Genomic DNA, 11,250 nt, shown 5'->3' on the forward strand with positions numbered 1-11,250 from the left:
GGGCCGACGGGTGGGGGCAGGAGGTGCCCGTCGCCGCATGGGCCGTGGCGATCGTCGCGGTGTCCGAGCTGGCCCGGGTCCGCCGCGAGCAGTGGGCCCGTGAACGTGCCGAACGCGCGCGAGCGGCCCGGCGGCGCGCCGACGAGGAGCGACTGCGGATCGCCCGGGAGCTGCACGACGTCCTCGCGCACAGCATCTCGGTGATCAACGTGCAGGCGGGTGTCGGTCTCGCGCTTCTCGACTCCCACCCCGAGCAGGCCCGAACCGCGCTCACCACCATCAAGGCGGCCAGCAAGGAGGCCCTGGGCGAGGTCCGCCAGGTGCTCGACACGCTGCGCGCTCCGGGGGACGCCCCGCGTGCCCCCGCACCCGGGCTCGACCGGCTGCCCGAGCTCGTCGAGCAGGCGGCCGGCGCGGGCCTCACGGTCGAGGTCGAGGGGAAGGCGCCCCCGCTGCCACCGGGCGCCGACCTCGCCGCGTTCCGCATCGTGCAGGAGGCCCTCACCAACGTCGTACGGCACTCGGGGTCGCGGCAGGCGCGCGTGCGCCTGGAGCGGGAGGCGAGGGCGCTGCGGTTGCGGATCGACGACGACGGGCCCGCGACCGGCGCGGACGCGGGCGGCAGCGGCAACGGGCTCGCCGGAATGCGGGAGCGGGCCGCCGCCCTGGGTGGCAGGATCGAGGCGGGACCGCGCCCGGACGGCGGATTCCGGGTGCTCGCCGTCCTGCCGCTGGGGGCGCCGCCCGCGAAGTCCCACGAGGCCGAGGAGGACCGGTGATCCGCGTACTGCTCGCCGACGACCAGTCACTGGTCCGCGCGGGCTTCAGGGCGCTGCTCGACGCGCAGCCGGACATCGAGGTGGCCGGGGAGGCCGCCGACGGCGAGGAGGCACTGCGCCAGGTGCGCCAACTGCGGCCCGACGTGGTCCTGATGGACATCCGGATGCCGCGTCTGGACGGGCTCGCGGCGACCCGCCGCATCCATGACGACAAGGACCTGAAGGACGTCAAGATCGTCATGCTGACCACCTTCGAACTCGACGAGTACGTCTTCGAGGCCATCCGCTCCGGGGCGTCGGGCTTCCTGGTCAAGGACACGGAGCCGGAGGAGCTGGTGCGCGCGGTGCGAGCCGTGGTCGAGGGGGACGCGCTGCTCTCGCCGGGGGTGACCCGTCGGCTGATCTCCGAGTTCGCGGCCCGCTCAAAGGAGCCCGCGGCCGTGGCCTCGCTCGCCGGACTCACCGAGCGGGAACGGGAGGTGATGGCCCTCGTGGGCATCGGACTGTCCAACGAGGAGATCGCCCGCCGCCTGGTCGTCAGCCCGCTGACCGCCAAGACGCATGTGAGCCGCACGATGGTGAAGCTCGGCGCGCGCGACCGGGCCCAACTGGTCGTGCTGGCCTACGAGTCGGGATTGGTACGGCCCGGCTGGCTGGGCTGAGGTCCGGCCGTACGGCTCCCGGGGCGGGGTACCGGACCGCCGGCGTGCCTGAAACGCAGCAGCACGCTCGCCACTCGTACGAAGAAGAGGGCTGTGGCCAACGCCGAGCCGAGGAGCACGAGCACGCGTTCCACGATGGCCGGCAGCGTGAGGAGCAGCGCCGGACCCGCCACCGCCCCGAACACCACGGCCGCCGCGAACGCCGCGCTGAACAGCGCGTATCCGATCTCTATGGTGATCGCGTCCCGCTCGGCCTGAGTGCGTCGCCCTCGACCCGTGTACGTCATATGGTCTCGTCCCCCGTTCCGTGTCCTCATGCCGAATGAAACAGGCGTGCGCCCGGCACGGCAAGGCAGCCCGCCGTCGCTCGCCGGGCGCACGTCGTGGAGTGTGTCCCCGTCAGCGCCCTTTGTGTGTCCGCTGTATGGGCTGAGCCCATTCCGAGTGCGCTGTGAGGGTTCTGGGGCGGCCTGTCCGAGCCCCTCCGCTGCACAGCTCACCGCTGAGTACACTCCGTGACCGTTTGCAGCATGACGCGTGGTGCGGTGCTGGTGACACGGTGAGTGGGGGCGCCGTTGGGGATCGAGGTCATACGGATGCGGGTGCTGGCCGTGGCCCCGTCGCGGGTGTGGATCGCCGTCAGCGGAACGCTCTCCGCCACCACCCGGCACCGCCTCCACCAGGTACTGCGCGCCGGCACGGGGCAGGGGAACCGGGAACTCTTCCTCGACCTGCGGGAGCTGCGCTGCGCCGAGGGTGTCGCGGCGGAGGACGTACGGAGTGTCTTCGCCCTCGGTCCGGCCGTGCGGTTGCATCTCATAGGAGCCCCGACTGCGGTCCACGACCGCGTCACCGGTCAGGCCCGGGTCACCCTGCACCCCGACCTGGAGTCCGCCTGGCGCGCGTGGAGCTGACGCGCGCGGGACGAGGTCGGGACCGTCAGCCCGAGGTCCCGCGCCGTACCGCGGATCCGACGGCGGCGGCCACGGCAGCAAGGGCCGCGACGCTGGTGAGAGCGGTGGGCAGGGAGAACCAGTCCGCCATGAACCCGATCGCGGGCGGCCCGAGAAGCATGCCGCCGTAGCCGAGCGTGGACGCGGTCGCGACGCCGCCGGGGCCGGCCAGGGCTCCGGCGCGTTCCACGGCGATCGGGAAGATGTTGGCCAGACCGAGCCCGGTGACGGCGAAGCCGAGCAGCGCCGCCCCCACGGAGGGCGCGAGGGAGCCGAGCAGCATGCCGGCCGCGGCGGTCGTGCCACCGGCCACGACGGTGCGGGTCCTGCCCAGGCGTTCGAGCAGCGCGGTTCCGCTCAGCCGGCCGATCGTCATGGCCAGGGCGAAGCACGCGTAGCCGGCCGCGGCGAGACCCGGCGAGGAGCCCAGGTCCTCCTCCAGGTGCAGGGCGCCCCAGTCGGCCAGGGCGCCCTCGCCGTACGCCGTGCACAGGGCGATCACGCCGAAGATGACGACGAGGCCGCGGGTACGGGCGTCCAGCCGGCGTGGGGCGCTTTTCCCGGAGCCTTCCCCGGGGCGCGCCTGACGCGGTGGCACCGGGGGTGCGTGGCGCAGCAGCGTACGCCCCGCGACAGCGGTCACCAGCAGGCCGATCAGGGTCAGGCCGAACAGATGGCGTGCGGGGGACAGGGAGCCCGCGACCAGGCCGCCGAGCCCCGCGCCGATCATGCCGCCCAGGCTGAAGGCGGCGTGGAAGCTCGGCATGACGGGCCGCCGCAGGGCGGTGACCAGGTCGACGGCGGCGCTGTTGAAGGCCACGTTGAGCCCGCCGTAGGCGCAGCCGAACACGAACAGCACGGCGCCGAGTGCTGCTGCCGAGTGGGTGAGCGGGGGCAGGGCGACGCTCAGAGAGAGCAGGACGGCCCAGATGACGGTGAGCGGGTGGCTGCCGTGGCGGCGGCAGAGGTGCCCGGTCAGCGGCATGGTGACGACCGCTCCGGCGGAGACACAGAGCAGGGCGAGGCCGAGGGCGCTGGAGGAGGCGCCGGTCTGTTCCTTGATGGCGGGGATGCGCACGACCCACCCGGCGAAGACGAAGCCGTCGAGGGCGAAGAAGGCGGTGAGGACGATACGGAGGCGGGTGAGGTCGTCGCCCGGTGCGGCGCTGCCCGAACGGGTTTTGTTTATTAGCGGCACAAAGTGAGGGTAGGTGTGCGCTCAGATGTGAGCAAGGGGGCACGCGTGTGCGTGCTCGTGTGCGAGCGGGCACCTGCACGCACGCGAGCGGGCGGGGGCGAAGCCCGCGTCTCCGGGCTCCTCATCGCCGGTGGTCCGCGTGGTCCAGGGCGGGGTGGCGACGTACCCGGAGGGTGGTGCCTCGCTGATCTTCCGGGGGCTGACGGCCTCCTCGGGGTGGAACGTCCAGCGGACCTCCTCCTCGCCCTCGGGCTTCACACGCGCGGCGAAGATCCCGTCGTGGATGAGGGCGGAGAAGGCCAGGGTGCCCTTGTTCGTGGTGATCGTGCCGGTCAACTCGGCGTTCCACAGGCTCAGTCGCCAGTCGACCCCGGTGATCGTGCCGACCGGGTCGAGGGTCAGATGTCCCACGGGCAGCCGGCAGGTGCCCCAGCCGCTGCCGAACTGGGGCGGGTGGTACTGGACTTCGCCGTGCTGGCGGTGAAGCGGACGCTGTTCTTCCCCGGCTCCTGGTACACCATGTTGCCGAGGCGGCCGTCCCCGAGGAACGGCCCCTCGTGCCACAGCGTGGGCATGCGGCGCCACAGCAGGTCCTGGCCGCGGAGGAACGCGGACCACGCGGTGTCGGAGGCCATACGGTTACGGAGCCGCCAGGGGCCGCTGCCGCCGGAGGCCACGCCACCGGCGGCGTCGTGGGCGGGGTCGGCCTGCGCGGCTCCGGTCCCTGGCAGGGTGGCAAGTGCCGTACCGCCCAAGGCGGTTCCGAGTACTGCTCGTCGAGAGGTCATGGGGGTACCTCCAAGGCTCGATGCGTCGCTCGACGGCTCAACGCGTCCAGTACGTGATGTTGCGGAAGCGGGCCTCGGCCCGGCCGCTGCCGTGGTGGTACACGCCGTTCTTGAAGTGGCGGGTGGCCGGTCCCCGGTCCGCCGTCGTCAGGACCAACCGGTCGTCGAAGTAGACCTTGACGGTGCCGCTCGACGCGTTGTGTTCGAGCTTGACGTTGAACCACGTGTCGTACGCGTTCGTCTTCAGGACCGTACGGTCGTACGCCCTCACCGTGCCGCCGTCGGCGCTGTAGGCGTTGAGCATGAAGTCCGTGGCGGGGGTGCCCTCGGGGTGGATCACACGGAGGATCTGCGCGAAGGTCGCGCCGTTCGTGCCGGACGGGAGGTACACGTCGGCGTCCCACATGTGCTGTCCGGACGTGTACTCCTGCTTCCAGCGCATCTCGGTGCGCGGGTCGGTGGAACTGCCCTCGGACATGGGCTCGTCCGTGCTGTACACCCACATGCGGTGGACACCGCCGCTGTTGCTGTAACGGTCGCTCAGATCGAGGTTCCACGGTTTCTGCATGCTGTAGGTGAACGTGGTCCTTCTCCAGCCGTCCGTGGGGGACGCGATCGCGGCGGAGGACGTCGACGGGGTCATGGCCCAGACGGCTCCGCCGGCGAGCAGGCCGCCGGCGGCGAGAACGGTGCGCCTTGAGGGGTTCATGCCAATCCTTCCTGGTGGACGTCGCGCTGGATGGGGCGGGCGGAACAACAGGAACGAATCATCGGATCTATCGTCTGGCGCAGCGTAGAACTGGCCGCATGGCGCGTCAACGAGCGCAACCGGCCGAAGATAGATCGGATGTGAGCAGGTCCGGTGCTGGGAACTGATGGCCCGTCAGTCAGCCTGTCGGCCCATGGGGCCCGCCAGCCGGTCGGCCCGGCAGCCCTTCGGTCGCGGCAGGTGGTGGAGCCCCGCCACGTGGCCGGGCGTCCCGATCGCCGCGTTGTCGCCGCCGTCGAGGGGATCCACCAGCCAGGTGCGGCCTCACCGGGGGACCGGGCGTGCGGGGCCGTTCGCGGGCGAGGACGCCCGACGGCTCTGCTGTTTCACCTTCACTGCGGGGTGCGGTACGGCAGCGGGCGCGGCGGCCGGCGGACAGAGTCGCTGCAGCAGGGGCCCGGCCAGGAACGTCGTCACCAAGGCCATGACGACCATCGCCGCGTACAACCTGTCGTCCAGGACACCCATGCTCAGGCCGACGTTGAGGATGATCAGTTCGGTGAGGCCACGGGTGTTCATCAGACGGAGTGCCGATGACCACGGCCTCCCGCCACCCGGACCCGGTCAGCCGGGCCGCGCCGACGGCTCCCCCGAACTTGCCCCCGGTGAGCAGCGTGGCGTGGAGGGCCGTACGGCTGCCGCTCCACCATCGCTCCGGGGCGAACAGCCACCGCAGCATGGGGCGTACGAGGTGCACGAGCGCAATCCATGGCGTGAACTCCTCGATGCAAATTCTCCGGTGCGGAGTTCCGTGCATGTCCGGCTTCTCGCCCTGCGTGAGGGCGTCATATTGCGAGTGATTCGAGTGGGGAATCCCATGGACTTCCGGAAGTCGAATGCGGCTACTCGCTCGGTGGGACTTCAGGAAGTCACATGAGTCGTGCGTCAAGAGCTGTGAAGTGTGGCCGAAGCCACGTCCCCGGCGAGATCCCTGCCATGTCGTCCCGTAGGTGCCGCGGGCTACCGTTCGGTGCGGTTTCCCTGTTCTCCAGTCAGTACCTCGGACGGCCCGGCTGTGCTCGCAGACCTCTCTCCTCTCATCGCGGCGACCACCCAGTGGCTGACCTGCGCCTATCCGTCGGGAGGCGGTGCGCTGGACGTCGCCCTGTGCGAGGTGCAGGCGCGGCAGGCAGTGACGGTCGCGGCATGGCTGCGCTATCCGACGGCGATGGACGCCGCGCTGGTCGGGATGGCGGGCCCCGGAGGCTCCGGCCGGCTCGACTGGATCACGGGCGCGGACGGGGCGGGGTCCGACGACCCGGACGGGTACGCCTGGCGCACCTGGGTGGACGAGATCGTGGCGAGCTGGGCGGCCTGCCTGCTCACCGATCCGGAACTGGCCGAACTGGCGGTGGCCGAGGTCACCCAGGGCGGCCACGCGGCGGGGACGCCGGTCGAGTTCCGGCGCCTGGTCGCCCCCGACGAACGCGACCGGCGGGCGGCGGCACTGCTGCGCCACCCCGATCTCCTCGCTCCCGTGGCCGAACTGCACCACGCCCAGCTCCTCGACCGTCTGAAGCCGGGAGAGGCGCTTATCGCCTGACCGCGCCCATCGCCTGATCACGGTTCTTGTGCCGTGGGAAGCCCGGTGCCCGCCCGTCCGGGCACCGCACGCGGGCGGTCACTCTCCGTGAGTCACCCGGATGCCGTACGCGACCGTGCCCCCGGCGCCCGGGCGGCGGACGCTCGTCAAGGGATGCACGGTCTTCGGCCGCCCTCCCCGGGAGCGCAGGTACGAGACCCGTGCCGGCTGCCCGCACGCCGCTGACGGAGGAGACACCGCATGACCGACGCCATCTCACGGAGCTGGGAACACGCCGTCGTCACCGGCGGGGCGGGATTCGTCGGCTCCCACCTGTGTGCCGCGCTGCTGGACTCGGGCGCGGCCGTCACCTGCGTGGACGACTTCAGCACCGGTCGGGCCGAGAACATATCGGCGCTGGCCGACCGTCCCGGCTTCACGCTCGTCCAGGCCGACGTGGCGGAGGGCATCCCTGTCGTACGGCCGCCCGATCTCGTCCTGCACCTCGCGTCCCCGGCATCCCCCGCGGACTATCTGCGGCTGCCCCTGCACACGATGGACACCGGCAGTCTCGGCACCCGCAACGCCCTGCAGCTCGCCCACGGCGTCGCCGCCCGCTTCGTGCTGGCCTCGACGTCCGAGGTCTACGGGGACCCGCAGCGCCATCCGCAGGACGAGCGCTACTGGGGCAACGTCAACCCGGTCGGCCCGCGCAGCGTGTACGACGAGGCCAAACGCTTCGGCGAGGCGCTGACCACCGCCCATACCGAGAGCAACGGCACCGACGCGTGCATCGTGCGGCTGTTCAACACCTACGGTCCCCGGATGCGCGGCCACGACGGCCGTGCCGTACCGACCTTCGTCCGGCAGGCGCTGGCCGGCGAACCCCTCACGGTCACCGGCGACGGATACCAGACCCGGTCGCTGTGCTACGTGGACGACACCGTGCGCGGCATCCTCGCGGCGGCCGCCCACGGCATGCGGGGCCCGGTCAACATCGGCAATCCCGTGGAGATCACCATGCTCGACCTGGCGCGGCTCGTCATCGGCCTCACCGGGGCGTCCTCGGAGATCCGCTTCATCGAGCGGCCCGTGGACGACCCGGCGGTGCGCTGCCCGGACATCACGCTGGCCCGCGACAAGCTCGGCTGGGAACCCCGGGTGAGCGCGGAGGAAGGCCTGCGCCGCACGATCGACTGGTTCCGCGCCGAAGCCGGTCACTGACCGTCTGGGCCTGTGACCGGACCGGCCCCTGATCGTCCGGCCCGCCGACCTTCTGGCGGCACCCTCTCGGCCCACCTCCTGTGCACGGCGTCCGCTCTGCCCCGATTCGTCGAAAGGCCTGGCACCGCTCATGCGCATCCTCGGAATCAACGCCCTCTTCCACGACCCCGCTGCCGCCCTGGTGATCGACGGGCGGACCGTCGCCGCCGCGGAGGAGGAGCGGTTCTCCCGGCGCAAGCACGGGAAGAGGCCGGTGCCGTTCTCCGCCTGGGAACTGCCCGAGAAGGCCGCCGCCTGGTGCCTGAAGCGGGCCGGTCTGCGCCCGCGGGACCTGGACGCCGTCACCTACTCCTTCGACCCGGCGCTCGCCCGCCCCGCCGAGGACATGGGCCTGGACGACCCCTGGGACCATCTCCGCCTCACCTACGCGCGCGAGGCACCCGGCTTCCTCAAGGCCGCGCTGCCCGGACTGGACCCGGGCATCGTCCGCTTCGTACCGCACCACATGGCCCACGCCGCGTCGAGCGCGTACGCCGCGCCCGGCGCGGAGCCGTCCTCCGTCCTGGTCCTCGACGGCCGCGGGGAACGCGCCTCCCACCTGGCCGCGCGCCGGGTACGGGACCGGCTGGAGCCGCTGTACGCGCAGGAACTGCCGCATTCGCTGGGACTCGTCTACGAGGAACTCACCGCGCACCTCGGATTCCTGCGCTCCTCCGACGAGTTCAAGGTGATGGCCCTCGCCTCCCACGGCACCCCGCGCATGCTGTCCGAACTGCGCCGCCACGTGTACCCCACCGGCGAGGGCGGCTTCCACGCCACCGGCGTGCCCTGGCGCGAACTGTGCGCGCCCCGCGCCCCGGACGAGCCGTGGACCCAGGAGCACGCGGACGCCGCCGCCGGCGCCCAGGCCGTCCTGGAGGAGACCCTGCTCGACCTCGTGCGCTGGCTGCACGGCCGGACCCACGACAGCGTGCTCACCCTCGCCGGAGGAGTCGCCCTCAACTGCGTCGCCAACTCCCGTATCGCCCGCGAGGGCCCCTTCTCCCGGGTGTGGGTGCAGCCCGCCGCCGGTGACGCCGGTACGGCCCTGGGCGGCGCCCTGCTGCTGGCCGCCGGCGCGGGGGACGAGCCGGAGCCCATGACCGGCGCCGATCTGGGCCGGGACTGGTCGGACGCGGAGCTCGGAGCCTGGCTGAAGACGGCGGCCGTACCGCTGGACCGGCCGCCGGACATCGCCGCCACCGTGGCCCGCGCACTGGCGGACAACCAGATCGTCGCCTGGTTCCAGGGCCGCTCCGAATACGGCCCCCGGGCGCTCGGCCACCGCTCGCTGCTGGCCCACCCCGGGCACGCCGGCAATCTGGAACGGCTCAACGACGTCAAGGGCCGCGAGCAGTTCCGGCCCGTCGCCCCGATGGTCCTCGCCGACCGCGCCGCCGAGATCTTCCACGGCCCGCTGCCCAGCCCGTACATGCTGTTCGTGCACGACGTGGCGCCCGCCTGGCGCGAGCGGATCCCGGCCGTGGTCCACGTCGACGGGACCGCCCGCGTCCAGACCGTGGATCCGGCGCGGGAGCCGCTGGTGGCCCGGATGCTCGGTGAGTTCGAGCAGCTCACCGGGTTGCCCGTGGTCGTCAACACCAGCCTCAACACCGCGGGCCGGCCCATGGTGGACGACCCGCGCGACGCGCTCGAGTGCTTCGGCTCCTCACCCGTCGACCTGCTGGCCATCGGCCCGTACGCGGTCCGGCGCGGGGACCTCTTCCGCTCCGACGACGCGAGGGGCATGCGATGACGGACCACGGAGACCACGCAGACGTGACGGCGACGGGGCACGGGGAGGACGCCGGGGACGCCACGTACGCCGTGGTGATACCGACGCTCGGACGTCCCGGTCTGGGCGTGTGCCTGCGTGCCCTGGCCGAGGCGAGCGGGCCGAAGCCGGCACGGGTCGTCCTCGTCGACGACCGCGCGGACACCGAAGGCCCGCCCGTCACGCTCGACCTCCCGCCGTCCCTGCGGTCCCGCACCACCGTCGTGCCCGGTGGCGCGCGCGGGCCCGCCGCCGCCCGCAACACGGGCTGGCGGGCGGCCGGACGCGTGCCCTGGATCGCCTTCCTCGACGACGACGTGATGCCCGGCCCCACCTGGTGCGACGACCTCGCCCTCGACCTCGCGGAGGTGACCGGCCGGACCGCCGGGATCACCGCCAGGATCGAGGTGCCCCTCCCGGCGCACCGCCGCCCGACGGACTGGGAACGGGGCACCGCCCAACTCGCCACCGCACGCTGGATCACCGCCGACATGGTGTACCGGAGGGAGGCGCTGGAGGCCGTCGGCGGCTTCGACGAACGGTTCCGGCGCGCCTTCCGGGAGGACGCGGACCTGGCGCTGCGCGTGCTCGACGCCGGCTGGACCCTCACCGAGGGCGGCCGCACCACCCTCCACCCCGTACGGCCGGCCGGACGCTGGACCTCCGTCCGCCTCCAGGCGGGCAACGCCGACGACGTCCTGATGACCCGGCTGCACGGCCGCGACTGGTGGCGCCGCGCGGACGCGCCACGGGGGCGCCTGCCGGCCCATCTGGCGGTCACGGGAGCGGGGGCGGCGGCCCTGGCCTGCGCCCTGCTCGGCAGGGGCCGCGCCGCCGCGGCCTGCGCCAGCGCCTGGCTGGCCGGTACCGCCGAGTTCGCCCTGGCCCGGATCCTGCCGGGTCCGCGTACCCGGGACGAGATCCTCACCATGACGCTGACCAGCGTCCTCATCCCGCCCGCCGCCACCTGGCACTGGCTGCGCGGACAGGTCGTCCACCGAGCCACGCCTCCGCTGCGGCCGTACGGCCCCGGTGGGCCACCGCACGCCGTACGGCCGCCCGCCCGCGAACGGATGCCGTCATGACCGGCCCCTGGCTGTTCGACGGACCCGTGCCCCCGCCGCCCCGGTACGACGCGGACGACTCCCTCCCGGCGGCCGTCCTCTTCGACCGCGACGGCACGCTCGTGACCGACGTGCCCTACAACGGGGACCCGGAACGGGTCGCGCTCATGCCGTCGGCGCGGGAGGCCGTCGACGCCGTACGGACCGCGGGGATCCCCGCCGGGGTCGTGAGCAACCAGTCGGGCGTGGCCCGCGGGCTGCTGACCCGGCCTCAGGTCGAAGCCGTACGGCGACGGGTGGAGGAGCTGCTCGGGCCGTTCGCCGTGTGGGCGGTGTGCCCGCACGGGCCCGGGGACGGCTGCGGCTGCCGCAAACCCGCCCCCGGTCTGGTGCTGGCCGCCTGCCGGCGACTCGGCGTGCCGGCCGGACGCACCGCCCTCATCGGCGACATAGGAGCCGACATGGAGGCCGCCCGCGC

General features: G+C 72.9%; 12 protein-coding genes and 1 pseudogene. 8 read left to right on the forward strand and 5 right to left on the reverse strand.

The annotated features are described in order from the left end of the window. Both FNH04_RS31535 and FNH04_RS31540 read left to right on the forward strand, forming a co-directional pair. A partial coding sequence (locus tag FNH04_RS31535; RefSeq protein WP_194236876.1) for a sensor histidine kinase occupies positions 1 to 779 on the forward strand: 779 nt, incomplete at its 5' end. Beyond that, positions 776 to 1,441 (forward strand): response regulator transcription factor, encoded by a 666-nt coding sequence (locus tag FNH04_RS31540; protein WP_322724383.1) that lies wholly within the window; start codon positions 776 to 778, stop codon positions 1,439 to 1,441. The genes FNH04_RS31535 and FNH04_RS31540, both read left to right, overlap by 4 nt. Here FNH04_RS31540 and FNH04_RS31545 read toward each other — a convergent pair. After that, a complete protein-coding gene (locus FNH04_RS31545) occupies positions 1,402 to 1,728 on the reverse strand; it encodes a DUF6332 family protein (protein WP_152789188.1) in 327 nt (108 codons plus the stop codon). The two genes, FNH04_RS31540 and FNH04_RS31545, sit on opposite strands and share 40 nt — an antisense overlap. A 288-nt stretch (positions 1,729 to 2,016) precedes the next feature. On the opposite strand from FNH04_RS31545, the gene FNH04_RS31550 reads away from it, so the two are divergent. Then, positions 2,017 to 2,355, forward strand: coding sequence for a hypothetical protein (locus FNH04_RS31550; protein WP_152789190.1), 339 nt, complete (start codon positions 2,017 to 2,019; stop codon positions 2,353 to 2,355). Positions 2,356 to 2,380: 25 nt separating this feature from the next. On the opposite strand, the gene FNH04_RS31555 is transcribed toward FNH04_RS31550, so the two are convergent. The 4 genes and pseudogenes from FNH04_RS31555 to FNH04_RS49135 form a co-directional block, all read right to left on the reverse strand. Next, the gene (locus tag FNH04_RS31555; protein ID WP_322724384.1) at positions 2,381 to 3,592 is read right to left on the reverse strand and encodes an MFS transporter; all 1,212 of its coding nucleotides are present in this window, start codon (positions 3,590 to 3,592) and stop codon (positions 2,381 to 2,383) included. Positions 3,593 to 3,715: 123 nt separating this feature from the next. Then, a pseudogene (locus FNH04_RS31560) lies at positions 3,716 to 4,380 on the reverse strand (glycosyl hydrolase family 95 catalytic domain-containing protein); the annotation flags it as partial. Positions 4,381 to 4,417: 37 nt separating this feature from the next. Beyond that, positions 4,418 to 5,089, reverse strand: coding sequence for a cinnamyl alcohol dehydrogenase (locus FNH04_RS31565; RefSeq protein ID WP_152789192.1), 672 nt, complete (start codon positions 5,087 to 5,089; stop codon positions 4,418 to 4,420). 324 nt (positions 5,090 to 5,413) lie between these two features. Beyond that, complete coding sequence (locus FNH04_RS49135) at positions 5,414 to 5,668, reverse strand: hypothetical protein (RefSeq protein WP_152789194.1); 255 nt, start codon at positions 5,666 to 5,668, stop codon at positions 5,414 to 5,416. A 496-nt stretch (positions 5,669 to 6,164) separates the two neighbouring features. Here FNH04_RS49135 and FNH04_RS31575 point away from each other — a divergent pair, with 496 nt between their 5' ends. The 5 genes from FNH04_RS31575 to FNH04_RS31595 form a co-directional block, all read left to right on the forward strand. Continuing rightward, positions 6,165 to 6,692, forward strand: a complete 528-nt coding sequence (locus FNH04_RS31575) for a hypothetical protein (RefSeq protein WP_322724387.1) — start codon at positions 6,165 to 6,167, stop codon at positions 6,690 to 6,692. Between the two features lie 240 nt (positions 6,693 to 6,932). Continuing rightward, positions 6,933 to 7,895, forward strand: coding sequence for an NAD-dependent epimerase/dehydratase family protein (locus FNH04_RS31580; protein WP_152789196.1), 963 nt, complete (start codon positions 6,933 to 6,935; stop codon positions 7,893 to 7,895). Between the two features lie 130 nt (positions 7,896 to 8,025). Continuing rightward, positions 8,026 to 9,690, forward strand: coding sequence for a carbamoyltransferase family protein (locus tag FNH04_RS31585; protein ID WP_152789198.1), 1,665 nt, complete (start codon positions 8,026 to 8,028; stop codon positions 9,688 to 9,690). Continuing rightward, positions 9,687 to 10,793, forward strand: coding sequence for a glycosyltransferase family 2 protein (locus FNH04_RS31590; RefSeq protein WP_152789199.1), 1,107 nt, complete (start codon positions 9,687 to 9,689; stop codon positions 10,791 to 10,793). Before FNH04_RS31585 ends, FNH04_RS31590 begins: the two co-directional genes overlap by 4 nt. Beyond that, a partial coding sequence (locus tag FNH04_RS31595) for a D-glycero-alpha-D-manno-heptose-1,7-bisphosphate 7-phosphatase (protein WP_152789201.1) occupies positions 10,790 to 11,250 on the forward strand: 461 nt, incomplete at its 3' end. The genes FNH04_RS31590 and FNH04_RS31595, both read left to right, overlap by 4 nt.

The sequence above is a fragment of the Streptomyces phyllanthi genome (genome assembly GCF_009377205.1).
Lineage (GTDB): Bacteria > Actinomycetota > Actinomycetes > Streptomycetales > Streptomycetaceae > Streptomyces > Streptomyces phyllanthi.

What these genes read in the sequence shown, in the direction of transcription:
- FNH04_RS31545 (WP_152789188.1), bottom strand. Translation starts at nt 1,728, where the DNA reads ATGACGTACACGGGTCGAGGGCGACGCACTCAGGCCGAGCGGGACGCG.
- FNH04_RS31565 (WP_152789192.1), bottom strand. Translation starts at nt 5,089, where the DNA reads ATGAACCCCTCAAGGCGCACCGTTCTCGCCGCCGGCGGCCTGCTCGCC.
- FNH04_RS49135 (WP_152789194.1), bottom strand. Translation starts at nt 5,668, where the DNA reads ATGAACACCCGTGGCCTCACCGAACTGATCATCCTCAACGTCGGCCTG.
- FNH04_RS31580 (WP_152789196.1), top strand. Translation starts at nt 6,933, where the DNA reads ATGACCGACGCCATCTCACGGAGCTGGGAACACGCCGTCGTCACCGGC.
- FNH04_RS31585 (WP_152789198.1), top strand. Translation starts at nt 8,026, where the DNA reads ATGCGCATCCTCGGAATCAACGCCCTCTTCCACGACCCCGCTGCCGCC.
- FNH04_RS31590 (WP_152789199.1), top strand. Translation starts at nt 9,687, where the DNA reads ATGACGGACCACGGAGACCACGCAGACGTGACGGCGACGGGGCACGGG.